Raw genomic sequence first — 24,785 nt, 5'->3', positions numbered from 1 at the left:
CTCAGCCTATGGCTTAACCGTCTTCACGCCTTCAGGGGTGCCGACCAGCAGGACGTCGGCGCCGCGGTTGGCGAACAAGCCGTTGGTGACCACACCAACGATCTGATTGATCTGCTCTTCAAGCGCCTTTGGATTGAAGATCTTCATGTTGTAGACATCCAGGATCACGTTGCCGTTATCTGTGACTACGCCCTCGCGGTAGACAGGGTCACCGCCTAATTTGACCAGCTCGCGGGCCACGTAAGAACGTGCCATAGGAATCACTTCTACTGGCAGCGGGAACTCGCCCAATACCTCGACTTCCTTAGTGTTATCCACTATGCAGACGAACTTGTCGGCCACGGCGGCGACAATCTTCTCGCGGGTCAGCGCGGCGCCGCCACCCTTGATCATGTCCATGTGGCCGTTGATCTCGTCGGCACCATCGACATAGACAGAGAGCTGATCGACAGAGTTAAGGTCGAATACCGGGATCCCCAGCGCCTTCATCTTCTCGGTCGATGCCTCAGAGCTAGACACCGCACCTTCGATATCGGCCTTGATGGTGGCCAGTGCATCGATAAAGTGGTTAACGGTCGAGCCGGTACCCACGCCGACAATACTATCTTTCTCTACATACTCGAGCGCTGCCCATCCGGCGGCTTTTTTCATTTCATCTTGAGTCATAAGGAGTTCCTATAAGGATAAACGAAGCATTTTGTCGTCATTATACCTTTAGTTCTCCTCAGGAGTATGTCAAATGACGCAGTTTGTTGCTTTAGCGCAGAATTTATTCCCCAGATCCTAGGGGAAATTTGTGTGAAATCTCCCAACTTGAGCCTGAGCCCGGGGTTTTGTCTAGCGTCCTCTGGAAAAATGCATTGAGGCAGAGTACTTTAGCTCTCAACAAGCGTACTTTAGCTTGCCGTTAGCGTTAAAGATTAGCGCTTAATTCGCGAGAGCGCCCTCACGCCCAAGGCGATGGGTAAAGGATATAGAAGAGAGTAAGGAGAGAGCATGGCGGGCGCGAGTCTGTTGACCCTGTTGGATGATATCGCGGCAATATTGGATGATGTTGCCCTGATGAGTAAGGTGGCGGCGCGCAAGACGGCCGGTGTGTTGGGGGACGATCTGGCCTTAAACGCCCAGCAGGTGTCTGGGGTGAATGCGGATCGCGAGCTGCCCGTGGTGTGGGCGGTGGCTAAGGGATCGCTGCGCAATAAGTGTATCTTGGTTCCGGCGGCGCTGCTGATCAGTGCCTTTATCCCCTGGGCGGTGACGCCGCTTTTGATGTTCGGTGGCCTGTTTCTCTGCTATGAGGGTTTCGAGAAGGTATATCACTCCCTGACCCACAAGCATGAACCTGCCATGAGTCAGAGCGAGATGGCTAAGGCGGTCGAGGATCTCAAGGCCTTCGAGAAGCAGAAGGTGGCCGGTGCTATTCGTACCGACTTCGTGCTCTCGGCGGAGATCATCGCCATCACCCTGGGGGTGGTGGCCGAGAGCAGTTTCATGACCCAGGTGGTGACCCTGGCGATCATCGCCGTACTGATGACAGTCGGTGTCTATGGTCTGGTGGCGGGCATCGTCAAGCTGGATGATGCCGGGCTCTACCTGAGTCAGCGTCAGGGGGATGGCCTGCTGCGCCGTCTGGGACGTAAGTTAGGTAGTGGCCTGGTGAATGCGGCGCCTTACCTGATGCGTGGTCTCACAGTGGTGGGCACCATCGCCATGTTTATGGTGGGCGGCGGTATCCTCACCCATGGGGTACATCAGATTGCCGAGGTGTTTGAGCAGGCGGCCCATTGGGTGGCAGGGCTTGCTATAGTCGGGCCAGTCTTGGCCTGGATGACCCCGAGTCTGCTCAACGCCCTGTTTGGTGTCTTGGTAGGCGCGGTGGCTCTTATTCTGATGTCGCTGATTGGGCGGTTTCGCAACTGATATTTGAAGGTCAGATGTAGCATAATGTATCAGTAACAACTTGTATCTTATATTGTTTTCTAATTTAGTGCCTCGTAACATCCTTAATGTGACACGCGTTGGGGACTGTGATGAAAAAGCAAATAAGAGGCAAGTTGGCGCTGGGAATATTGCTGCTCTTGGGCTTAACCGCCTGCGGCGGTGAAGAGGGCAGCAATGGGGCGATAGTCAATCCTCCGGTGACCGGCCCAGTGCCCGATATGAGCATAGATGCCTGCTTCACCATGACCACGAGTCTGGGGGAGATTAGGCTAGGTATCGATAGCCGCCATACGCTACAATCGGCGGCCAACTTCATCGGCTATGTTGACGATGGCTTTTACGATGGCACCCTGATCCACAGGGTGATCCACAACTTTATCATCCAGGGGGGCGGATTTACCTCTGGTATGGTGCCTAAGCCCGGCAAGGCGCCCATTAAAAACGAGGCTAGCGTGGGCTTTAGCAACCTCAGGGGCACCCTGGCCATGGCGCGCGCCCGTCAGAGCGATTCGGCCACCTCTCAGTTTTTCATCAACACCTTAGACAATCCGCAGCTGGATTATAGTGCCAGCAGCGAAGGCTACGCCGTGTTTGGCCGGGTGCTGTCTGGCATGGAGGTGGTGGATCAGATTGGCATAGTCGCCACCAACCGGGTAGGGGAGTACGCCGATGTGCCGCTGGAGGAGATAGTGATCCAAGGTATCACCCCCAGCGAGTGCCCTATGCTGGAAGAATGATACGCTATTCGCCGCTTGCCTGATGATGTTTGACCAGATCTATCATCGCCTGGGCGGCGAAGGAGAGGCTGAGATCTTTACGCCAAAACAGGCTCATCTGCCAGCTGAGATCCGTCTGGGTCAGGGGGCGGGTGATCACTGCGTCGGGGCGGTAGCGCTCGGCAATAAATTTAGGCAGTAGCATCAGGCCTATCCCGGCGGCCACCAGGGCGACGCCAAATTCCGGCTGATTCACTAGGGTGGGGTTCTTGATGCTCACACCGGCCTGCTGGCAGGCATTGATCACCATCTCATGCAGAGAAAACTCCGATTCAAACAGGATCTGCGCCTGGCCATTGAGCTCGCCAAGGGGGATCTCCGAGCGCCTGGCCAGCAGATGCTCGCGGGGGAGTACCACCACCATTGGCTCGGTATGGATGGCGATCCCCTCATAGCGGTCCTTGAGATCGATAATGCCGGTGGCGAGTTCTATCTCCCCCTGTTGCAGGGCCTGGGTCTGCTCGACGCCGCCGCGAACCAGCAGCTGGGTCTCTATCTCTGGGTAGGTCTGGCGATACTTGGCGATGATGGGGGCGAACAGCTCGGCGCTGCCCAGCGGTGCCAGCCCCAGTTTTAGTATGCCGCGATTGAGGCCCTTCAGCTGTGCCAGCTCCTCCATCATCGCCTGCTTATCTTCCAAAAGCCTGAGGGCGTGGCGGTAGACCACCTCGCCATGGGGGGTGAGCTGCACCTTAGTGCCGCGTTTGCCCCGGGTGAGCAGGGGCAATGCCAGCTCGCTCTCCAGCTGGGCGATAGACTTTGAAAGCGCGGGCTGGCTGATATGGATCCGCTCGGCGGCGCGGTTAAAGCCTCCCGAGGCGACGATCTCGACGAAGTAGTGTAGTGCCTTAAGATCCATTAAATAGCTTTTGGTGATTTATTTTATAAATAATATTCATTTTTTTTATTTAAATGGCAAGCGTAAGATCGCCATATCATCTCGTTAGACAGAGTTTTTCATGGCAACTTATCTCCCCCCACTTAGAAACTTGCTGCAGCTGTTGTTGCAGGTGGGGTTATTGTCTCTATTGGCCCTGGCCGCCCAATGGTTGGTGACTCGCCTGGCATTGCCGCTACCCAGTGGCGTGATTGGCCTGGCGGCGCTTCTGGCCCTGCTGGCGCTAAACTGGTTGCCGGAGCGTTTCGTGGCCCGCGGCGCCGCCTGGCTGCTCGGCGAGCTGCTGCTCTTCTTTATTCCGCCCGTAGTGGCCTCGATGCATTATGCGCCGCTGCTGGAGCAGTATGGCATCAGCCTGCTCTGTACCTTAGTGCTGGGGAGTGTCAGCGTCTTGCTGATCACCGGCTTCGTGATAGACAGGGTCTTCAAGTATGAGCGCCGCCTCAGACAGGCCGGCGCGGCCAAAGCGGTGGGCGTCTGATATGTTGGCTTCCATGCACCTGTCGCTGCTTGGCCTTGGCTGTTTGCTGGCGACCCTGGTCAGCTATGGCCTGAGTAAGCGTCTCTATCGCCGTTTCGGTCACTGGTGGCTGTCACCCATGGTGCTGACGCCGGGCTTCTTGCTGGCCTTGGTGGTGGGGTTTGCCATTCCGCTGCCTACTTATTTCGAGTACAACCACTATCTCAGTTTGTTGCTGGCACCGGCAACCATCGCCTTCGCCCTGCCTATCTACCGCGAGCGTCATCTTATCCGCCGTTATCCGCTGACCCTGAGTCTGGGCGTGCTCACCGGCCTGTTGGCGGGTTTGGTCTCCTCCTGGCTGCTGACCCGGGTGATCTATCTGCCGCCCGAGCTGTCCCACAGCCTGCTGGTGCGTTCGGTCTCGACCCCTTTTGCTTTGGAGGCGACCCGAGAGTTTGGCGGCGTGCCGGATCTCACCGCCGTGCTGGTGTTGATGACGGGTGTGCTGGGCATGTTGCTGTGCGGCCCTGTGTTCAGGCTGGCGAAGATCTCTAGCCCTTTGGCTAAGGGCGCCGCCTTAGGCGCTAGTGCCCACGGGGTGGGGGCGGCCAAGGCCGCCGAGTATGGCCGGGAGGAGGGCGTGGTGGCCAGCCTTACCATGATCTTTACCGGCATCGCCATGGTGATCGGCGCGCCGCTGTTCGCCTATCTGCTGGTCTAGCCTGGCTTTACCGGTTAGAGCGGATATCTATTCTGATGCCTCATTGTTTTAGCAGTGAGGCGCACAGCTTAACGAAGTCCGACGAGGTCAGGATGCCGATCACCTTGTGATTCTCGTCGACTACAGGCAGGCAGCCCAGCTTGTTGTCGATGAAGTAGTCCACCACGACCGCAAGTGGCTCGTCCAGCGTGACCTTTTGAAACTCCCTATCCATGATCTCGGCCACCGAGGTCCGCCGCTCCTGACGATCTAGCCCTTCGTTGCCGTAATGGGTCAGCATGCCCATGACGGTGCTGATCATCTTCTTGTGCGTCAGTATGCCTACTAGGCTGCCATCGACTTCGCTGATGACGGGCAGATGGCGCACGCCGCGGCTACTCATCAAGAGGTGGGCATCCTTGGTGGTGGCCTGATCGCTGATGCACACAGTGTCTTTGGTCATGATATCGCTGACTCTCATGGTCGACTCCTTCAACTATGGGGATGCCTTCATCATAACAGTTATTTACGCCGTGGTTGAAAAACGCACTCTTGCAAGTGGTGAGCTTGACCTCTGACTGGCGAAAAATGCTGTGCTATGGCGATAAGCAAGCCTCTGCCGAGATGTTCTGCTGCCGCCGCTGCGTCCCTTAGTCGAAACTAGCGGTTGCCGTGATCATAATAATTTTGCAATATTGTTAATTGATAATTAGAGTCATTAGACCTCTTACCAGGAATAACAATAACAAGGTCAGTTATCTTTCGCAGTACGCGTTTTCAGCTTCACATGGTGTGAACCGAGGGCACAAGGGATAACCGGCTCAAATAAAGGAATAACAATGAAAACCAATTATTCTCGCAGGGATTTTCTGGCCATGTCGGCCAAGGGTGTCGGTGCCGCCGTTGTCTCCTATGGCCTGATGGGCTGTTCAAGCAGTGACGACGATAAGCAAGAAACCGCCCCTAAGGTTCAATTTCTACACGGTATCGCCAGTGGTGACCCTACCCACAGCGCAGTGATTCTCTGGACTCGAGTAACCCCCGACACAGACGGTGACGTCAAGGTCGGTTGGGAGATAGCTTCCGACGCCAATTTTACCCAGATGATCTCAAACGGCGAGACCACCACTAACGCCGATCGCGATTACACAGTGAAGGTCGATGCCATCGGCCTGGATTCGGGTACCGCTTATTATTATCGCTTCATGTCGGGTGAGCAGGTCTCAAGCGTCGGCATGACCAAGACGCTGCCTGAAGGCGCCGTCGAGCAGGTCAAGCTGGCGGTGATGTCTTGCGCCAACTTCCCTGCCGGTTACTTCAACGTCTATGAGCTGGCGAGTCAGCAGGAAGGGCTGGACGCCGTGGTGCACCTAGGCGACTACATCTATGAGTATGGCCGCGGCGGTTATGCCAGCGAGCATGCTGCCGAGCTTGGCCGTGAGGTATTGCCTGCCGGTGAACTCTTTACCCTGTCTGACTATCGCACCCGTTACGGTCAATACCGCAGCGACGAGTCTCTACAGGCCCTGCATGCCAAGGTGCCTTTCATCACAGTTTGGGATGACCATGAGGTGGCGAACGACACCTGGTCTGGCGGCGCCGAAAACCACAACGAGGGTGAGGGTGACTTCGAGGCTCGCAAGATGGGCGCCCTGCAAGCCTATTTCGAATGGCTGCCTATCCGTCCATGGCGCGAGGGCAACCACGAGGAGATCTATCGCTCATTCAGCTTCGGCGATCTGGTCGACCTGCATATGTTAGACACCCGCGTACTGGCTCGTGACAAGCAGCTGGACTACGCCGACTATGTCGATGCCGCCACAGGTGCCATGGACAGTGCCCGCTTCATGGCGGATGTCACCAGCACAGAGCGTACTCTGCTGGGTGCCGATCAGCTGCAGTGGCTGCAGGCCAGCCTGCTCAGCGCCACGGGTAAGTGGCAGGTGCTGGGACAACAGATATTGATGGGCACCATGATGCTGCCTGCGGCGATCGCCATGCAGAAGCTCTCCGTCTATGAATATGCCGAGTTCGGTGCGCTGGCGCAGCTGGCGGCCCGTGCGGCGGCCAACGATCCCACCCTTACACCACAGGAATACAGCTACCTCATAGGTAATCGGCACAAGCTGACCCCTGAGGTGATGGCGCTGCTGCAACTGCCTTCTATCCCCTACAACCTGGATGCCTGGGATGGCTACGCTTATGAGCGTGAGGTGATCCTGGCAACGGCCAAGCAGAAGGGCGCTAACCTGGTGGTGATCGCCGGTGATACCCATAACGCCTGGGCCAACGAGCTTAAGGACAGCCATGGGGACCTGGTGGGCGTCGAGTATGCGACCAGCTCGGTATCCTCTCCTGGACTCGAGTATTACCTTGGCATTCCTGCCGACCAGCAGAGCGTGACCGAGGCTGGCGTCGTCGACCTGGTCGATGGCCTCAAGTACACCAACTTGAGAGATCGCGGCTTCATGGTGCTGACCTTCACCTCAGAGGCGGTACGCAGCGACTGGCACTTTGTCGATACCATTCTCGACAGCGAGTTCAGCGAGGCGACTGACAAGCACTACGCGGCGATGACCATGGCGGGTGAGCCTAAGATCACCGCAGCATAAGCCTGTTTTCGACCCATAAAGCCGCCTTCGAGGCGGCTTTTTTACCTTTAAAAGTGCATCCTCCGTCCAAGTTTCGTTATTTAGTTCTGCATGGGGGAATTTTTTAGTATAAAATTCAGCTCCAAATCCTGCTGCGCCGATTGTCGTCGTGTTGAAGTTCAATACGCGCCCCTTGTGCTACGCTGGATTTGGGGCGAAGCCTAATCGATGGATTAACTTCCTCCCTCTCAAAGACCAAATAGAACAAGATGGGGACGGCCTGATGTCTGAGAAACACTTTATTACCGCACAGGAATTGCTGGAAGATTCTTTTCGCCTCGCGGCGCAAGTTTATGAGAGCGGTTTTAGACCACAGTTTATTGTCGGCATATGGCGTGGCGGTGCCCCGATAGGGATCGCGGTCCAGGAATATTTCGATTTCAAGAAGGTCGAGACGGACCATATCGCCGTGCGTACCTCCTCTTACTATGGCATTGGCACCGATAAGCAGAGCAAGCAGATCAAGGTGCATGGCCTGCACTATATCGTAGAGAACGCTAACGCCGATGACGGCCTGCTGATTGTCGACGATGTGTTCGACTCTGGCCGCAGCATCCACGCCCTGAAAGAGAAGCTGGCGGAGCTGATGCGCCTCAATATGCCAACCGACGTGCGTATTGCCTGCCCTTACTACAAGCCGAAGAATACCGCGGTATCTTTGAAGCCGGACTACTTCATCCACGAGTCTGAAGACTGGTTGGTGTTCCCACACGAGGTTTCTGGCCTGTCGCCAGAGGAGATCGCCAACGGTAAGGGCGATTTGAAGAACATCAAAGAGCTTTTCGTATAACGCGTCTAGCCATGATTAGCACCAATAAAAATGCCACCCTAGGGTGGCATTTTTATTGGTGCTAATTCTTGCTCTAGCCAGGCTAGAGCTTGTCGATCTCGTCACCCAGCTGATAGGCCTTGTCGGTGACTATTTTCTCCAGGGTGGCGATGCGGGATTTGAGTTTATCTATTTCGGCCTTAAGCGCATCAATTTCGCTGTTGTCTACGCTTGCCTGTCGCCTGTTATGCTCCTTAAAGGCGGCGAAGGCGAAGGCGCCTATGATGGCGATGGCGGCGAGTTGAAAAATGCCCATGGGCTTGCTCCTGTTTATGCTAGGGCCTGTAGACCTAGACGTCCCAATGTCTGTTATCTCACTATAACCCAAAAATGTTTCGCTACCAGGCCCTTATCCTGTTTTATCTATTCTGCTTACGAGGGGCTGACTAGATCTACTTATGTTAGGGATTTGGCTGCATCGCCTCTTGCACCCGGATACATTCTTGCTCGGCGGCTATGGTCCGATTGATGCCTCTCAGGGTCGTTGGGCTATAGCCCTCTGGCTTATCGAGTAGTGCCTGCAGCCTGAGTAGGCTGGCGTAACTGCAGCTCCTGGGCAGCAGGTTAGCCGTGTAGCTCTGCATGAATGCCTGGCTGTTGCGTTTGTCCACCTCGGCAAGTTCTGCCAGACGCTGCTCGGCGCTGGCCTGGCTCAGGGCCTTCTGCTCGCTGGGGTAGAGGTGGCGCATCACCTGAGTTAATTTCGCCAGCAGTTGAGGATCGCTCTCCTTGCTGTGGGCCTGAATGCGCTCGAACCATTGGCGTTTTTCCTTGGCGCTGGGACGGGCCACCAGGGCGCCGAGCGCCGCCGTTTGCCCCTCGGGCGAACTATCCTTCTGCTTCTCCTTGAGTAGCAGGCGTTCACTGCCCAGGTAGTCATAGCGATTAAGATGAGTGATTATCTGCCAGCGGCGCTCTGGTGTGAGCGTGATGCCGGGCAGTGACTCTCTCTCATCGAGCAGCGCAGCAAGGTGACTCTTGGCCTGATGACTGACGGCAAAGTGCAGGTAGTTGTCGAACCACAGAGATTGCAGCGCGGGATCTGCCTTGTTGCTGATGGTCAGGCGCAGGCTCATCTGGGCAATGGCGTTGAGGGCCTGACGGCTATAGCGCTGCTGATTGGGACTCATCTGCTCCAGCAGGGTCTTGGCCTGTTTAAGCTGGTCTTGAGCACCGACCAGCACCTGGGGATCGGTTTCAGCTGGCAGGTTCACCAGGGTACTGCCGATAAAGCGGGGCAGGGGCAGTTCGCCGGCCAGCACAGACTCCCACAGGGATTGCCACAGCATGCGCCTGAGATCGGCTTCTTCCAGGCTGCTAAGGTGCAAGAGGGCCGTCTCGAGAGAGGCTTTATCCAGCTTGACCCTGACGTAGGCCTTGTTCTGATAGTTGCTAAACACCAAGTCGGGACAGCGTACTCCCTTGAGGCGCTTAACCTCGGTACTCGCGCCCTGGTAATCGACTTCGCTCACCAGATTCTTGTGCAGGCCATGTCGCCCCAGGGTAAACAGACCTAGCTTGACCCTCTGTGTGCTTCCCAGATCGCCATTATGCTGTTTGAGGTCAAAGCGCGATATGCGATCGCCAGCGCAGCTGAACGCCGCCTCAAGGCGGGTGACGCCGGCGCGCTTAAAGGCCGCCTGGCTCCATTGGCTCAGGGGCTGTTTGGTAACCTGCTCTAGGCTCGAAATAAAGTCATTCAGGTCGGCATTTTGTAGGGCGAAATGTTCGAGATAATAGCCTATGCCCTGGTAGAAGCTGGTATCGCCCAGCATAAATTTCAGCTGATTTAACTGGGCGATCGCCTTGTTTTGACTCGGCAGGGGATCTTGCGAAAACAGTTCCAGGCTGTTGGCGATCTGCTGCTCCACCTGCTCGGGGCTGCGGATAAAACTCTGCTGCTCATCGGCCTGAGTCGAGCCAAACAGCTGGGCCTCGCCGTCGTCGGCAACCAGATAGGCCAGGCTCTGATTGAGCCAGAGCTGATCCCACCACTTGAGAGTGACCAGATTGCCCAGCCACTGCTCGGCCAAGGCCCGTAGGATCTCACGGCGAGGTTGGGGCAGGCTTCGCTCATCGAAGCTGGTCTGTGCCTGACTGGCGCGAAATTCACTCGGCAGGTGAGGCACGATTGCCTGGGTGTAGTGACCGAAGGGGTATTTGCTGCCCAGGCGCCGCTGATAATAGTTAAGGGCCTGCTGGGTCTGTGACAGCCAGGTCTCGGCATCGATTGATTCTGCCTGGGACTGGCGGGAAAACAGCTGCAGCGCTATGCCTTCGGCTTCACTCTGCCAGGTGTGATAAGGCCCCGCGAGCAGGGAGAAGTTATGGGGGCTGACCGGCTCACTTAGCATAAACTGCCAAAGACTGCTTTGGCTTATTGGCTGATGGCTCTCGCCCACAGTCTGATGGCTCTCACCTTCTGGCAGACGGCTCTGCACCTTGGCTGTGCTGGCGATCTGCCAGTCGCTGGGCGCCAACACGCTCAGCCGATAGCTGGCCCTGAGATCTGGCTGATCAAACTGTGGTGCCAGGGTCTGGGCGCTGGAGGGCAGGAAATGGCTGTAGAGATAGCGAAGGCCATCCTTAGGGTCGATAAACTCGATAAGTCCTTGGTCTTCATGGCTATAGGGACTGCTAAAGTCCACCTTTATCAGGTTGGCACCGCCTTGCAGCAGGCTGGCCGGGATCACCAGCCTGTGGCCATCATAGTTGGGGTATAGTTTCTGGCCGTTGATGACAAGTTGGCTGATGAGCGCCTGCTCCAGATCTAGGCTCAAGGCTTGCTGGGTGTCGGCTAACTTAAACTGGATCTGCGCCTCGCCCTTGAAGCGCCTCGCCTGGGTAAGGTCGAGATGTAGCTGGTAGCTGACCTGACTGACTCTGCTGGCGCGCTGCTTGGCGATACTGGCGCTGATGCCGAGGGACTTTTCGCTGCCCTGTTTGCTGCCGGGGGAGGTGCTTTGACATGCGCCGATAAGGAGGCAGAGGAGGAGGCTAGCGCACAGGGAAAACAGTCTCAAAATGGGTCCTTCTTATTCTATATGCTCGAGGGCTTTTCGGTTTGGCTGGCAGTCAAGGGGCGGGTAAATAGCCGCATTACGAATGAGTGCCAAAGGCCGCCACATTCTACCCGACTCTACCGCTCGGCAGTAGAATTTATCGACAAAAATTCTGTATCTTCGCCTGCTTTAGGCGTTTGCTAGCCGATGACAAGAGATAAAAAAACCAGCGCTGGGCTGGTTTTTTTTAAAAGAGAAGCTGGCTTACATGCCGAGGAAAGACTTCGACTTGGTCTTGCGGATCTCTTTCTCGTCAGACCATTCGATCAGGCCGGTTTCCAGATCCATCAGGCGCATGGTCATCTTGTAGTAGACATCCTTGGTGCTGCCATCTTGCTTAACTATGCTCGACAGGTTGCCGTACAGCATATATTGGGCACCGATCTGACGGCCGAAGTTGATGGCGGTCGATGGGTCGACCATGCCGGCATTGTTCTGATAATCCAGTTGCTTGCGTACCGTGTCGACCTTGGTCATGTCGATGAAGCGGAACTTACCCGAGCGCAGCAGCTTGTTGCTGATGGAGTCGGTAACCGATTCGGTGTCGATATGCTCTGAGGTCTTGTTCTTGATCTTGTCGACGAAGATGACCGGACGATCTTTGGCTGTCATGGCGACCACTGGCGGGAAGCTCAGCATGCTGTCGACCATCTTGGCAGTGATTGCCTGAAGATCCGTAGAACCGAAGTTTTCATTAACGGTTTCGACTTCAGTTGCATCACCGTACTGCACCTTAGATTGACAGCCCGCCAGGCCAATCGCCACGGCGATGATAAAAATGAGGTTGAATTTTTTCATAAAAATACCGATTCCTTAGTCTTGATTAGATGATTATTGAATAAAAACGGGTGAAATTACCAGTCTCAATTATCCAAATTAATGTGGTTTTATCGCTTTGTACGTCAATCGCTTGCGTCTGGGACTGCCCCAGGCGGATTTGATACTGGCCCGCATCCAGATAACGACGTCCTAACTGCGCCTGCTTGGGCAGGGTCAGCCAGCTACGTCTGTCGGCCTGCTCTGTGACCACGTTAAAAATCTGCATGGCGATGGCGCCGGCATCGAACTCATCTTTGCGCCGCTTCGATTCACTGCGTACGCTGCGGGCCATCTCAGCCTTGGCGTAGATCCTCGCGGCCTGACGAAACAGGGCGCTGGGGAGCTCCTCCTTGAGGGCGGTGATCGCCAGGGCGTCGACATTGGCGATTGGCGCCGCTTTCAGCACAGTGCCCAGGCCGACGATCTCCCCTTGAGGCACGCTTACCCTGCCCGGGGCATAGGTGGCCAGGGAGGCGGTCTGCCAGTTGCCATGGATACGAAATGGCACGGTAAAGCTTTGCTTCTCGGGGACAAATCCCCGCTCGAGCAGGACCACCACCTGGCCTTGTCCCGCCTTTGCCAGCTTAGCGTCGCCCCAACGACGCTTAAACTCTTCATATTGTGGCATGGCCAGTTTCTTGGCCAGACGCACCAGATCTTGCTGCAGATAGGGGTTGTCAGGGGTTATCTGCGCCGCCTTGCGATAATCGATGAAGGCGTCGTTCTCTTCCCCCAGCAGCTCATGCAGCAGGCCTGTGGTGTAGTAACTATAGGCGTTGAGGAAGGAGCTTGTGGTGGTGCCTGCCGCCTGCCCGAGTCGATTGACCTCGGCGTCTATGGTGCCGTTGGCCATCGCCTGCACCGAGGCTTGGGATTTCTGGTATCTGGCCTGCTCGCTCTGTTGTAGCTCGTTGCTGCGCCTGACCTCCACCAGTGCCCCCTGACTGTCTCGGCTAAAGAGATAGTTTAAGGCCTGATATTGGTGCAGCATGATGCGCTCATAACCCGGGCCGCGATAGGGGATGACATTGTCGTTGATAAACAAACTGCTGGCGGTGGCGCCAAGGTCGGATGCGCTGATCACCGCCTGCTCATCAAACTTCTGGTAGGCGTCGACCGCCTGCTGGTAATAGGCTTTGCTGGCCTCGAAGTTGCCGGTGATCTGGGCGATACGCCCCGCTTCCTGGGCGTACAGCAGCCCATCTTGTCCGGTGATGGCATCGTCGAACTGTCGATAGAGGGCGGTATCGCCTTGCCTGCTGAGATCGGCCTTCACAGGTGCCAGCTGAGAGGGGTAGCTGATGAACACGCTGTTAAAGGCGCAGCCCGATAGGGTGAGCGACAAGAGCGCGCCGGCAAACGCCGCGCGGTGTCGTCTTGAGACTCTGTTGTATGGGCTGCTTTGGTGTGGCATAGCGGGTCAGATCCTTTGTAAAGCAAGTTCCGTCAAATGGCTCCGCGCCCAGCGCGGCATCGATTTAATAGTGAGGAGGTGGCGTCTCTTCTGCCTGACTGGCGATGTTGCTGGGTTCGACCTGGGAGAGCTTGCTGGTGAGCAGGCGTAACTTTTCCTGTTGGTCCGCCAGCAGGTCATTGAGCCTGATCACCTGCTGGTTCAGCGACTCTATGGTGTCATCCTGAAAAGCCAGTTTCATCTCAAGATCTTCGATTCGTTGTTCTAGTTGCACCAATTTAAATCCTCTATTAATCGGGCTTGGGCCAGGTCTCCAGCAAGCCATTGCTGCTAAAGCTGATGATCTGCCCATTAATGGTTTCAGCCACAGAGTATACAACGGCGCCCTTGATTTGGGCACGCTCGGTACGGGTAACTTGCCAGTTGGCGCGCATTTTTCCATCGGCGACCCGCCAAACGCTCACTTCTCTGGCGGGGGTGCCCGTTAGCAGTGTCTGGTTATCTTTGGTAAAGCGCGCGGTGGAAAAGTTCATTGTGCGGCGTTTTATTTTGAGCGACGACACAGGTTTTCCGGTCTGGGTCTGCCAGATGTCGGCCTTGTTGGTGCTGTCGGCCGCAAACGCCAGGCTAGCATCCTGACTCAGGCTTACCTCTAGTACCCGGCTGGGGAGCTGCCACTGGTGAAGGGGCTGGCCGGTGTTGGCCTGCCAGAGGAAGACTTTACTGTCGTTACCGCCGGACAGTGCCCAGCGGCCGTCGGCGGACAGGGCGACGCTGTTGACCTTCTCGCTGTGGCCGAGAAACTTGATCAGGGTATCTGTCTGGTGATTGAGGGACATGACGCTGCCGTCGGTGAGGCCGATGAGTAGGGTACCGTTATCGGCCAGCGCCAGACACTGACCGTTGGCGGGCAATGACCACCATCCCAAGGGCTGGCCGTCGTCCATGTTCCACAGGGCCACCGAGTCGCGGCTGAGGGAGGCAGCATATTTCAGGTTGTTCGACAGGGCCGTGGCTATCGCCGTGCCGCCCGCTTTGCCGTGGATCCACTGATATTTAAGCGCTTTCTTGGTGAGATCCCAGAGCTGTAGGTTGTTGCTGGTGGTGCTGACCAAAAGATATCGGGCCTGGGGGGAGAGGCTGGCGTCATAGCTGGGTTCGGCGACCAGGCTGCTCACCTCGGGCTTAGGCTGGCAAGCGCTCAGCAGGAGCGTACAAGCAATCAGTGTACAAAAATGTAGCAATCTGGTTCTGCTCATGAACTTGTTCCTGGTTGCGTTGTCTCTAGCTCAAAGGTTTTCGCCTGGCGTAAGGGCGCCAGGCGACATTGATGAAACTTAATCAATGTAATTGGTATATGTTAATTAACTAGTATAAAGTGGTTCGTCTTAGAAGAGTAAGGTTATTGTAACCACAAGAAAATGCTGAGGAAGCTTTAATGAAGTCCATTTATAAAATGTCACTGGTCGCGTTGGCGGTGGTTGGTCTAACTGCTTGTAACCAAGAACAAAAAGTAACAAAACCGGCAGAAGTTAAACTTGAGACCCAGGCGCAGAAGCAAGCCTATAGCGTAGGCGCGTCTATCGGTAAATATATGTCTGGTCATATCAAAGAGCAGGAAGAGCTAGGTCTACCAGTTGATCGTAGCCTGATCATTCAAGGCTTTAGCAATGGTCTGAACGATGAGCTTAAGCTGACCGAAGAAGAGATGCAGACAGTACTGCAAGGCCTAGACGAGCAGCTAAATGAGAAGCGTCAGGCGCAAGCAACAGCACTAGCCGAGAAAGCCCAGGCAGAGAGTGCGGCTTTCTTAGAAGCCAACAAGGCGAAAGAAGGCGTAACGACTACAGATTCAGGTCTGCAGTATGAAGTGATCACCGAAGGTACTGGCGACAAGCCAAGCGCCGAAGATACGGTTGAAGTGCACTATGTGGGCACACTGATCGACGGCACCGAGTTCGATAGCTCTATCGCTCGTGGTCAGAGCGCTAAGTTCCCGCTAAACCGCGTTATCCCAGGTTGGACCGAGGGTGTTCAGCTGATGTCTGTGGGTTCTAAGTACCGTTTCGTGATCCCAGCAGAGCTGGCCTATGGTAGCCGCGACACAGGTAGCATCCCAGCTAACTCTACGCTGATCTTCGAAGTTGAGCTGCTTTCTATCGAGAAAGCTGCGCCAGCAGAAGAAGCCGCAGCGGCTAAGTAAGCCTGGCTATTAAAGATTTGAAAAAGGGCGCTTAGGCGCCCTTTTTTGTGGGCGAAAGAAAAGACAGCGTGAACTGAGTGTAGGACTGTCTGTGTAAACCGCATGTGTGACCAGCTAGGGGGAATTTTCGCCGCTTAGCGCAAGGGGAATCGGATAACTCTGGCATTGTCTCGGCCTTAGGTTAGAATTTGCAAGGTAACCTTGGGGAAGACAGCTTATGGAATATGAATTTCGCCGCAACACATTGACCGGCACCCTGGTGGCTCAGTTCACCATGGATCATGAGATTATGGGGCTTTGGTTTGTCGATGAGCTGGGCGAAGACAAGGCCCTCATCGAGCAGATAGCCTCGACCATAGCGGCGCTGCAGCAGGGGAGGCTGACAGAACAACGTTTTGTCGGCCAGGGGATCTCTCTCGAGCTGGATGAGGAGCAGGCCAGAGTATTTGCCAACGCCCTTGAGATGGATGACGACACCCTGCTGGATGAGTCCATGTCCCTGTATGACGGTGAGTCACAGGCCTTCTGCGGCCTTGAGGATTTTGAGGCGGCGCTCAAGAGCTGGCAGACCTTCATCGAAGAGAGCCGATAGGCAGGGACTATGCAGGGCAAGTGTGTAGAGAAATCGTGTAGATAAAGCGTGAGAAATCTTGCAAAGAAAAAGGCAGCTTAGGCTGCCTTTTTACGTTTTAGCTGTTTTGACCGGCGTAGCACCTAGGCTCATTGGTTAAGGTAGCGTACCGCCATCTCTGTGCGCGACTTGGCGTTGGCCTTGCGCAGCAGATTCTTCACATGCACCTTGACCGTGCCTTCGCTGATATGCAGCTGCTCTGAGATCACCCGGTTGCTCTTGCCTTCGGCCAGTTGCTCGAGGATCTGTAGCTCTCTCGGGGTCAGGTTGTCTATCCAGGCCTGCTCGTCGGCGCCATCTTTTAGCTCATAGATGAAGTCTTCCACCGACTCAGAGATCACTCGGTGACCCTGCATGGCATTCTTCAGCTTCTCCAGCAGTAGATCCGGCTCTGTGTCTTTGAGCAGGTAACCGTCGGCGCCAGCCCTGACCAGGCGGATAACGTCTTGCTTGGCATCGGATACCGTGAGGATCACGATGCGGCTGGTGACCCCTTCCTGACGTAAGGCATTGAGGGTATCTAGCCCTGTCATCCCCTTCATGTTGAGGTCCAGTAGTACGATGTCCGGTTCGTTTTCGGCAATTGCCGACAGGGCATCTAGGCCGCTGCCTGCTTCACCAAATAGGGTGAAGTCTGAGTCAGAGGTGATAAGTTGACAGATCCCGCGACGTAGCAGGGGATGATCGTCTACAACCAAAACTGAATATGGTTTGCCCATTTTATTGCCTCCACTGAGGTCTGTTTTATTTAAAAATTAGTATCTTATATCACCAGCATCCCTACTGGCGCGGCTCTTGTTCGGGCGGGAACAGCAAGGTGACCGTGGTTCCGCCCTGTTCATTGCTGCTGAAGTCTACCACACCCGAGAGGCGACTTGCGCGTTCATGCATGATTCCTATGCCAAAATGTTGATCCCTCTCCTTGAGCTTCTCCAGGCCGACGCCGTCGTCGCTGATGCTGATCTTGACGTTGTTACCGCTGCGGGTGCAACAGATATGAATATGATCCGCCTGGGCATGCTTAATGGCGTTGAGGGTCGCCTCACGGGTAAGCTGCAGCACATGAATGTGTTGGTGAGCACCGAGCAGCTGGATCGGCAGCTTGTCTTCCAGGGTGATCTTGGCCGTGGTTTGTCCCCTGAGCTGGTCGAGCATCATCTCGATCGCATGATTGAGGTTGGGATCTTTAATGGTCAGGCGGAAGGTAGACAGCAGTTCACGCAGCTGTACATAGGCGGTGTTGACTCCTTCGTTGATCTCCTTGAGCTGTTCCTCTACCTGAGGGCTGCGGCACTGGCTGTCCAGCCCCTTGGAGAGCAGGTTGACCTGGATCTTGAGAAACGAGAGTAGCTGACCCAGAGAGTCGTGCAGCTCGCGGGCGATCACGCCGCGCTCCTCCATCAGTGCCAGCTGCTGGCGCTGCTCGCCGGCGTTATAGATGACGATTGAGCGGGCTAGCATGATGGCGAAGTTCTCGAACAGGGGATGATTGATCTCACCCAGGGCAGTGACCTCAAGATAGCCCAGTTCGTTGTCGGCAAATTTTAGCGGGAAACGGGTCTGGCTGCGCGAGGCGATGGGCCAGCCGCCGTCGGCATCTATGTAGAGCTTCTCTTTGTCATCCTGGGCGATCACCAGGCGCAGGAAGCTGTTGGGTTCATGGGCCCTGAGCTGATTCAGCGCCTGTTTCAGGGTGCTGATCTCCAGCTTGCCCGAGTGCAGCATCACTAGGTTGTCGTAGAGTAACTTGAGCTCGTTGTTGGCGCGGGTGAGGGCGAAGGTCTTCTCTTTGACCTGATTTTCCAGGTTGTTGTAGAGGGTCGAAAGTTCTCTGGCACTGGTGGCCAGCGCGTTGCTGAGCGAGCTGAGCTCGATATATTCGCTGTCTGGCATGGTGACATCGAACTCCCCCTTAGAGATGGTGTTGGCCGACTCCATCAACTGATTGAGGGGAGTTACCACCTTACGCTTGGTAAAGCGTACGGCGAAGAAGGCGATCAGTAACATGAGCCCCAGGCCGGTGATCTGGCTGGCGGCCAGGAGCTTGAGCTTGAAGGCAGCGAATTCCTCGGTTTCCAGCACGAAGAGATCTATGGTGTCGACGAAATCTTTGAGGGCGGAGACATAGAGGCGGGAGTTCTCCTCTTCGATATACTGCTTCATCACCTGCCACTTCTGGATAACCAACAGGTATTGGGAGGCGAGATCGTCCGGCGTCATCCAGTCGAGTGAGCGTTTCAGCGCATCCGAGTGGAGGGTGGCCTCAAACTCTCTAATTTTGTCGTCGGCTCCCTCGCTGCCGGAGTTGGCGTAAAACATCAGACGGTAACTCTGCATTCGCAGCGAGCCGGAGGCGTTGATGGCTCTGGCGTCTCCCAGGCTATAAGCCAAATTAGCTATGGCGAAGGTGGCGAGTCCACTGGAAAGTAAAATTAAGGCCAGCATTAACCTTAATATGGTGGAGGTGAGGCTGCCTTTCTTCATGTATTAGAACTCATTAAATTATAGGGAAAAATCGGAAATTTGGAATATGATACTTGTTTAGCAATTGCTGATAAAATTAACAAGGTGATAAAAATGTGACCAACAACACATTCACATTATGATCTGCCTCAAGTTTTAACTCGGATACCCCATAAGGGGTATATTTTTAACGGGGTTAAGGGACTAACTTTGGCCTTGGAGATGTTGTGGTTTTTAAGACTACTATAAAAAGTAACACGGAGATGAGATGGTGAGAACATTAACTACAAAAACCTTTGCACTGAGTGCTTTGGTCGCCGCTGGCCTGATGGCTACCGGCGTGATGGCAAGTGACAAGACTGAGCCACGTAACGAAGTCTACAAAGATAAGTTTTCTAAGCAGTACAACAGCTGGCATGACACCGCCGAAAGCAAAGAAGTTGTCGATATGCTTGAAGAAGTGCCTAGCTTGGTTGTGTTGTGGGCAGGTTACGGCTTCGCCAAAGATTACAATGCACCTCGTGGTCATATGTATGCGGTAACCGATGTACGCAATACACTGCGTACCGGTGCGCCTAAGTCTGCCGAAGATGGTCCAATGCCAATGGCATGTTGGTCATGTAAGAGCCCAGACGTGCCTCGCGTGATCGAGGAGCAGGGCGAAGATGGCTACTTCACTGGTAAGTGGTACAAAGGCGGCGCAGAAATCGTGAACACTATCGGTTGTTCTGACTGTCACGAGAAAGGCTCTTCTAAACTACGTATGTCTCGTCCATTCGCCGAGCGCGCCATGGCGACATTAGGCACGCCATTTGACAAGGCTTCTAAGAAAGACAAGCAGTCTATGGTGTGTGGTCAGTGTCACGTAGAGTACTACTTCGAGAAGACCAAAGATCGCAAAGGTTTTGTTAAGTTCCCTTGGGATATGGGCACAACTGTTGAGCAGATGGAAGTCTACTACGACAACATGGAGTTCAAAGACTGGACTCACGCCGTATCTAAGACGCCTATGCTGAAAGCACAGCACCCTGGTTATGAAACTTGGCAGCTAGGCGTACACGGTAAGAACAACGTTACCTGTACTGACTGTCATATGCCTAAGGTGAAGAATGCTGAAGGCCGTAAGTTTACCGACCACAAGGTAGGTAACCCATTCGACCGCTTCGAAGAGACTTGTGCGACTTGTCATACTCAAAGCAAAGAGTTCATGGTTAACCTGACTAAAGAGCGCAAAGTTAAGGTTGCTGACCTTAAGGCACGTGCCGAGTCTCAGCTAGTTAAGGCGCACTTCGAAGCTAAAGCGGCTTGGGATGCGGGTGCAACTGAAGCTGAAATGAAGCCAATCTTAATGGATATTCGTCACGCACAATGGCGCTGGGACTATGCAACCGCCTCTCACGGTGTTGCGGCTCACGCAGCTGACGAAGCGCTACGCATCCTAGGTACTGCGGTAGATAAGGCTGGTGATGCACGCGTCAAACTAGCGCAACTGCTAGCAGCTAAAGGTGTTAAGCAACCTATCGCCTTCCCAGATGTTTCCACCAAGGCCAAGGCGCAAGCTGCACTGGGTATGGACATGAACAAGTTGAATGCCGACAAGGCAGAGTTCAAGAAGACTGTACTGCCTAAGTGGGATGCCGAAGCTAAGAAGCGCGAAGCAACTTACTAATTTCTCCCCCCCTGCATAGTAAAAGCCCCGGTTATCCGGGGCTTTTTTATATCTTCACGACTTTATACTTGCACGATCTTATATTTTCACCGCTTTATTTCGTCACTACTTTATCATCTTCAGCAGGGCCCGGAATCTGTCGCCACTAGCCTCTGCCTGTAACTCGAATAATAAAGACTCGCTATTGGTCAGCAAGGCGCCGTTCTGGGTCATCATCTCACAGCCTAACTGCTTATTGGCCTCGGTTCGCGAGGAGACGGCATCGGTCACCAAGTGCACCTCATATTCGTTGTCCAGCAGATCCCGGCAGGTCTGGTAGACGCAGATGTGGGTCTCTATGCCCGCGAGCAACACCTTGGGCCTGCCATACTGCTGCAGTGCCTGCCTGAAGGACTCGGCGTGCCAGCCGCTAAAATGAGCCTTAGGGATAGGCTGATAATGAGGCGTAAGCAGCTCGGCCAATGCCGGGCTAGTGACCCCCAGCTTATCGGGCAGCTGCTCCAGCCAGACGACAGGGATATCAAACAGCTCGGCCGCCTTTATCAGTGTGGTGAGCCGGGTTTCGAGTTCCTCAGCCTGGTGCATCAGGGTGGCCAGCTTTCCCTGAACATCGACGATGATGAGTACACATTCCTGTGGTTGCAACATAGGGCGCTCCTCTATGGGTGATGACTCCATCATACCCGGATAATTTCGCCACCCAATCCGTCATAAGTCGAATAGGCGACTGCGCTATTTTTGTGCGCTCTGTGCATAGTCGCACCTAATTGGTGCATTTATATGCAGCATGAAGGGCGTCGTTATTACTAAGTTTATGAATGTTAAGGTTTTGTAATATTGGCCTGATGATTGAATTGCCTTTGGCATCAGCAAGAATACTAAGATGAGTCGGAGGCGGTAATGAAATTAATCAGCGCAATAATCAAGCCATTCAAACTCGATGATGTGCGAGAAGCCATTGCAGGGTTGGGGATTGAGGGGATGACGGTGACCGAGGTGAAGGGGTTCGGACGTCAGAAAGGCCATACAGAGCTCTATCGTGGCGCCGAATACCAGGTGGATTTTCTGCCTAAGGTCAAACTGGATATCGCCACTAAGGCTGAAAACGTCGATCACCTTATCGAGTCAATCGTCGCTGCGGCGCATACGGGCAAGATAGGCGACGGCAAGATTTTCGTGACGGATCTCGATCAGGTGATCCGTATCCGTACCGGCGAACTCGATAACGAAGCACTTTAAGGGGGAATTCCAATGGAAGAGTTAGTAACACTAGGTGCGACAGTATCTGAGTTGAAGTTTGCTCTCGACACCTTTTATTTCTTGATCTCAGGCGCGCTAGTGATGTGGATGGCAGCCGGGTTTGCCATGTTGGAAGCGGGTCTGGTGCGCTCCAAGAACACCACAGAGATCTTAACCAAGAACGTCTGTCTCTACTCCATCGCCTGTATCATGTATCTGGTGGTGGGTTACAACATCATGTATGTGGATAATGCCGAGGGTGGCTGGTTGCCATCGTTCGCCAGCCTCATTGGTGCTCAGGCAAGCGATGCCGATCACGCGTTGGAATCGGATTTCTTCTTCCAGGTGGTGTTTGTGGCGACCGCTATGTCTATCGTCTCTGGCGCCGTTGCCGAGCGTATGAAGCTGTGGGCCTTCCTGATCTTCTCAGTGGTGATGACTGGGGTTATCTATCCTGTCGAAGGCTACTGGACCTGGGGCGGCGGTTTCCTCTCTGAGGCTGGGTTTGTCGACTTCGCCGGTAGTGGCATAGTACACATGGCGGGCGCGGCCGCGGCTATCTCGGGCGTCTTGTTACTCGGCGCTCGTAAGGGCAAGTATGGCCCTAACGGTCAGGTGAATCCTATCCCTGGTTCTAACCTGCCGATGGCAACCTTAGGCATGTTCATATTGTGGATGGGTTGGTTCGGCTTTAACGGTGGCTCTCAGCTTTTGGTGTCTGATGCCGAGAACGCGTCGGCGGTGGCGAAGATCTTCGTTAACACCAACTCTGCAGCCGCCTTCGGCGCCGTCTCTGCCCTGGTGGTGTGTAAGATGGTATGGGGTAAGGCGGACTTGACCATGATCTTAAACGGCGCATTGGCGGGCCTGGTGGCGATCACCGCAGATCCTTTGTCGCCATCACTGCCTCTGGCCGGGGTTATCGGCATGGTGGCCGGCGGTCTGGTGGTCTTTTCCATCGTGATGTTCGACAGAGTCAAGATTGACGATCCTGTCGGGGCGATTTCGGTGCATGGTGTTGCCGGCCTGTTCGGTGTGATGCTGGTGCCGCTGTCAAATGCCGATGCGACAGTCTTGGGTCAGCTCTATGGCGCCTCGGTCATCTTCGCCTGGGTATTCGGGGTTTCCTTCGCGGCCTGGTATATCCTCAAGATCACCATGGGGATCCGTGTCTCGGAAGAGGAAGAGTACAACGGTATGGATGCATCGGATTGCGGCATAGATGCTTACCCAGAGTTTGTCTCACTCAAGAGTGCCAGCTAACCGCTAGTCAAAACAGATTGCCAAAACTGATAGTAGAATTAATAGGGTCCGTACCTCATGGTGCGGACCCTGTCTTTAGTATTATGCTATCGAAAAGTGTGGTGTGAGGAGCGCTAACATGAAGCAGTCTCTCTGGGTGTTGTTTTCGTTGCTGGTCTCAATTCAGTTGCAGGCGGGCCAGGTGGTGGTGCGTAAGTCGAGCGACCCCTTCGATGCCTTCGCGGTGCGCGACAAGGTGCAGCAGGACTTTGAGTGGCGGGAATCCCTGCGTTTGCAGCAGCAGATCCGGATATTACAGAGTCTGCCCCTGGGCTGCGTGTTGTTTAAGTCGCCTTATGCCTACTATCGTTGCGGCGCGATGTTCTATCGCCCCTATCTGTATCAAACCAAGGGCGCAAATCCTCAACAGCTCTATATTCAGGTCGATCCGCCAGAATCTCAGTGATTGTTAATATTTTGTAACGCTTTGCGTGGGGCAAAATGAAAAAGCCTACTTTATGATAGATCTTACGGTGCCCTCATCAGCGTAGGTTTAATATGAAAAGGCTAATTGAGTATAAGCGCGCTATCTTGTTGTTATTCTTCATAGTGAGCGGTTGTGCCAGCGGCCCGGGTAAGGAAACCCTCGCTAATATCGATCAGTACTTTGCCGACGATGAATTTGCGGCGGTTGCGGTTCAAGTCACGCCGGATAAGCTATTTGCGCTGCCGACTCAGGTAACGATCGATCTGCGGCAAGATTATAAGCGCAGCCGAATGGCGCGAGACTATATTGCCGCTAACTTGTGGCTAGCTAACTACATCAACGCCGATAAAGGCGGTTTCAAATACCAAGATAATCTAACAAAGATCCCGGCGGATACCTTTAATGCGCGCGCCGGTAACTGCCTGTCGCTGGTGCTGCTCAGTGCCTCGCTCGCCGATGCCTTGGGGGTCGATGTCGAGTTTCAAGAGGTCGAGGTGCCGCCCGTGTGGGACAAGGCCGGTGACTTCTATTTAGTGAATGGTCACATCAATCTGCGCCTAATTCCAAGAGAGACGAGTGATACCTTCCTTGCCGACAAAAATGCGTTGCAGATAGATTTTCTGCCTGAGCGTACCATGCGTGGCTATGCCAAGCGGCGTATCGACAGAACCACTGTCATGGCGATGTTCTATAACAATGTCGCGGCAGAGTCTCTGGTGGAGGGACGTTACGATCAGGCCTATGCCTACCTGAAGCAGAGCCTAATGTTAAAGGCCGATTTTATTCCCGCCTTAAATACCCTGGCGATCCTCTATCGTTACAAGGGGCTGGATGATAGGGCGGAAAGTCTCTATAAGCTGGCGCTTTCCAGAGACAATGAGGATATGAATGCCCTGTTTAACTATGGGGTGTTACTCGCCAGTCAAGACAGGCTAGAGGAGTGGGCCAAGGTACATAAGACCCTTGAGCTGGTCAGGATCCGCAATCCCTATTACTACTATGACATGGCGCAGCAAGCCTACTCGGAGCATGAATATCAGACGGCGCTAACCTGGTATAAACGTGCGGTAGAGAAGGCAGATTATCGCCATGAGTTTTACTTCGGTCTCTCCAGGGCCTATTGGGCCACGGGCGATGAGCGCAGGGCTAAGCTGAACATGCAAAAGGCATTGTCGCTGTCGGTGGATGAATATAATCAGCGGCGCTGGAGGATCCCCTCATAATTAGGGCCTCCCAGAGGTGTTAACCAGTTTAAGAAATTCACCCCAAGCCCAGCGAAAATGCGATTCTTTGATTGA

General features: G+C 54.5%; 25 protein-coding genes. 13 read left to right on the top strand and 12 right to left on the bottom strand.

Features of this window, described 5'->3' with window-relative positions:
* Positions 1–6: 6 nt before the first annotated feature.
* Entirely contained in the window at positions 7–666 is a 660-nt protein-coding gene (gene rpiA, locus AYI87_RS17325; protein ID WP_144203939.1) for a ribose-5-phosphate isomerase RpiA, read from the bottom strand.
* Positions 667–996: 330 nt separating this feature from the next.
* Here rpiA and AYI87_RS17320 point away from each other — a divergent pair, with 330 nt between their 5' ends.
* A complete protein-coding gene (locus tag AYI87_RS17320; protein ID WP_144203938.1) occupies positions 997–1,920 on the top strand; it encodes a DUF808 domain-containing protein in 924 nt (307 codons plus the stop codon).
* Between the two features lie 110 nt (positions 1,921–2,030).
* The gene (locus AYI87_RS17315; protein ID WP_144203937.1) at positions 2,031–2,678 is read left to right on the top strand and encodes a peptidylprolyl isomerase; all 648 of its coding nucleotides are present in this window, start codon (positions 2,031–2,033) and stop codon (positions 2,676–2,678) included.
* Positions 2,679–2,682: 4 nt separating this feature from the next.
* Here the strand turns inward: AYI87_RS17315 and AYI87_RS17310 are convergent, their stop codons facing one another.
* Complete coding sequence (locus tag AYI87_RS17310; protein ID WP_144203936.1) at positions 2,683–3,576, bottom strand: LysR substrate-binding domain-containing protein; 894 nt, start codon at positions 3,574–3,576, stop codon at positions 2,683–2,685.
* 100 nt (positions 3,577–3,676) lie between these two features.
* Between AYI87_RS17310 and AYI87_RS17305 the strand changes: the two genes are divergently transcribed.
* Both AYI87_RS17305 and AYI87_RS17300 read left to right on the top strand, forming a co-directional pair.
* The gene (locus AYI87_RS17305; RefSeq protein WP_144203935.1) at positions 3,677–4,096 is read left to right on the top strand and encodes a CidA/LrgA family protein; all 420 of its coding nucleotides are present in this window, start codon (positions 3,677–3,679) and stop codon (positions 4,094–4,096) included.
* Positions 4,097–4,109: 13 nt separating this feature from the next.
* The gene (locus AYI87_RS17300; protein WP_144203996.1) at positions 4,110–4,799 is read left to right on the top strand and encodes an LrgB family protein; all 690 of its coding nucleotides are present in this window, start codon (positions 4,110–4,112) and stop codon (positions 4,797–4,799) included.
* Positions 4,800–4,839: 40 nt separating this feature from the next.
* Here AYI87_RS17300 and AYI87_RS17295 read toward each other — a convergent pair whose 3' ends face one another.
* Entirely contained in the window at positions 4,840–5,259 is a 420-nt protein-coding gene (locus tag AYI87_RS17295; protein WP_144203934.1) for an HPP family protein, read from the bottom strand.
* A gap of 358 nt (positions 5,260–5,617) precedes the next feature.
* On the opposite strand from AYI87_RS17295, the gene AYI87_RS17290 reads away from it, so the two are divergent.
* Together AYI87_RS17290 and AYI87_RS17285 are read left to right on the top strand one after the other, a co-directional pair.
* Entirely contained in the window at positions 5,618–7,390 is a 1,773-nt protein-coding gene (locus AYI87_RS17290) for an alkaline phosphatase D family protein (protein ID WP_144203933.1), read from the top strand.
* 262 nt (positions 7,391–7,652) lie between these two features.
* Entirely contained in the window at positions 7,653–8,219 is a 567-nt protein-coding gene (locus AYI87_RS17285; protein ID WP_011864639.1) for a phosphoribosyltransferase, read from the top strand.
* Positions 8,220–8,301: 82 nt separating this feature from the next.
* On the opposite strand, the gene AYI87_RS17280 is transcribed toward AYI87_RS17285, so the two are convergent.
* The 6 genes from AYI87_RS17280 to AYI87_RS17255 all read right to left on the bottom strand — a co-directional run bounded on the left by AYI87_RS17280 (position 8,302) and on the right by AYI87_RS17255 (position 14,812).
* Entirely contained in the window at positions 8,302–8,514 is a 213-nt protein-coding gene (locus tag AYI87_RS17280) for a hypothetical protein (protein WP_011864640.1), read from the bottom strand.
* Positions 8,515–8,659: 145 nt separating this feature from the next.
* Positions 8,660–11,281 (bottom strand): ERAP1-like C-terminal domain-containing protein, encoded by a 2,622-nt coding sequence (locus AYI87_RS17275; RefSeq protein ID WP_144203932.1) that lies wholly within the window; start codon positions 11,279–11,281, stop codon positions 8,660–8,662.
* A 243-nt stretch (positions 11,282–11,524) separates the two neighbouring features.
* The gene (gene lpoB, locus AYI87_RS17270) at positions 11,525–12,118 is read right to left on the bottom strand and encodes a penicillin-binding protein activator LpoB (RefSeq protein WP_011864642.1); all 594 of its coding nucleotides are present in this window, start codon (positions 12,116–12,118) and stop codon (positions 11,525–11,527) included.
* Between the two features lie 25 nt (positions 12,119–12,143).
* Positions 12,144–13,553, bottom strand: a complete 1,410-nt coding sequence (locus AYI87_RS17265) for a COG3014 family protein (protein ID WP_144203931.1) — start codon at positions 13,551–13,553, stop codon at positions 12,144–12,146.
* Positions 13,554–13,617: 64 nt separating this feature from the next.
* On the bottom strand, positions 13,618–13,830 hold the full coding sequence (locus AYI87_RS17260; RefSeq protein ID WP_011864644.1) for a SlyX family protein: 213 nt from the start codon (positions 13,828–13,830) through the stop codon (positions 13,618–13,620).
* A 13-nt stretch (positions 13,831–13,843) separates the two neighbouring features.
* Positions 13,844–14,812 carry a WD40 repeat domain-containing protein gene (locus AYI87_RS17255; RefSeq protein WP_144203930.1) on the bottom strand — a complete coding sequence of 323 codons (969 nt, stop codon included), beginning with the start codon at positions 14,810–14,812 and terminating at the stop codon, positions 13,844–13,846.
* Between the two features lie 179 nt (positions 14,813–14,991).
* Here AYI87_RS17255 and fkpA point away from each other — a divergent pair, with 179 nt between their 5' ends.
* Positions 14,992–15,756, top strand: coding sequence for an FKBP-type peptidyl-prolyl cis-trans isomerase (fkpA, locus tag AYI87_RS17250; protein ID WP_144203929.1), 765 nt, complete (start codon positions 14,992–14,994; stop codon positions 15,754–15,756).
* Between the two features lie 217 nt (positions 15,757–15,973).
* Positions 15,974–16,348 carry a YacL family protein gene (locus AYI87_RS17245; protein WP_144203928.1) on the top strand — a complete coding sequence of 125 codons (375 nt, stop codon included), beginning with the start codon at positions 15,974–15,976 and terminating at the stop codon, positions 16,346–16,348.
* 128 nt (positions 16,349–16,476) lie between these two features.
* Here the strand turns inward: AYI87_RS17245 and AYI87_RS17240 are convergent, their stop codons facing one another.
* Together AYI87_RS17240 and narQ are read right to left on the bottom strand one after the other, a co-directional pair.
* Positions 16,477–17,106: a response regulator gene (locus tag AYI87_RS17240; RefSeq protein WP_011864648.1), complete on the bottom strand. Its 630-nt coding sequence runs from the start codon at positions 17,104–17,106 to the stop codon at positions 16,477–16,479.
* 61 nt (positions 17,107–17,167) lie between these two features.
* A complete protein-coding gene (gene narQ / locus AYI87_RS17235) occupies positions 17,168–18,871 on the bottom strand; it encodes a nitrate/nitrite two-component system sensor histidine kinase NarQ (RefSeq protein WP_144203927.1) in 1,704 nt (567 codons plus the stop codon).
* Positions 18,872–19,118: 247 nt separating this feature from the next.
* On the opposite strand from narQ, the gene nrfA reads away from it, so the two are divergent.
* Positions 19,119–20,519, top strand: coding sequence for an ammonia-forming nitrite reductase cytochrome c552 subunit (gene nrfA, locus AYI87_RS17230; RefSeq protein ID WP_144203926.1), 1,401 nt, complete (start codon positions 19,119–19,121; stop codon positions 20,517–20,519).
* A gap of 105 nt (positions 20,520–20,624) precedes the next feature.
* Here nrfA and AYI87_RS17225 read toward each other — a convergent pair whose 3' ends face one another.
* Positions 20,625–21,167: a hydrolase gene (locus tag AYI87_RS17225; protein WP_144203925.1), complete on the bottom strand. Its 543-nt coding sequence runs from the start codon at positions 21,165–21,167 to the stop codon at positions 20,625–20,627.
* 252 nt (positions 21,168–21,419) lie between these two features.
* Here AYI87_RS17225 and AYI87_RS17220 point away from each other — a divergent pair, with 252 nt between their 5' ends.
* From AYI87_RS17220 to AYI87_RS17205, 4 genes are all read left to right on the top strand, one after another.
* Positions 21,420–21,758, top strand: a complete 339-nt coding sequence (locus AYI87_RS17220; protein ID WP_011864652.1) for a P-II family nitrogen regulator — start codon at positions 21,420–21,422, stop codon at positions 21,756–21,758.
* A 12-nt stretch (positions 21,759–21,770) separates the two neighbouring features.
* A complete protein-coding gene (locus AYI87_RS17215; RefSeq protein WP_011864653.1) occupies positions 21,771–23,021 on the top strand; it encodes an ammonium transporter in 1,251 nt (416 codons plus the stop codon).
* A 118-nt stretch (positions 23,022–23,139) separates the two neighbouring features.
* Positions 23,140–23,466 carry a hypothetical protein gene (locus tag AYI87_RS17210; protein ID WP_144203924.1) on the top strand — a complete coding sequence of 109 codons (327 nt, stop codon included), beginning with the start codon at positions 23,140–23,142 and terminating at the stop codon, positions 23,464–23,466.
* Positions 23,467–23,558: 92 nt separating this feature from the next.
* Complete coding sequence (locus AYI87_RS17205) at positions 23,559–24,710, top strand: tetratricopeptide repeat protein (protein ID WP_144203923.1); 1,152 nt, start codon at positions 23,559–23,561, stop codon at positions 24,708–24,710.
* Positions 24,711–24,785 lie beyond the last annotated feature (75 nt).

This window comes from Shewanella sp. KCT, assembly GCF_007636505.1.
Classification (GTDB): domain Bacteria; phylum Pseudomonadota; class Gammaproteobacteria; order Enterobacterales; family Shewanellaceae; genus Shewanella; species Shewanella halotolerans.
Note: the sequence above shows the minus strand (reverse complement) of the source record. Positions and strands in the feature narration are given on the sequence as shown.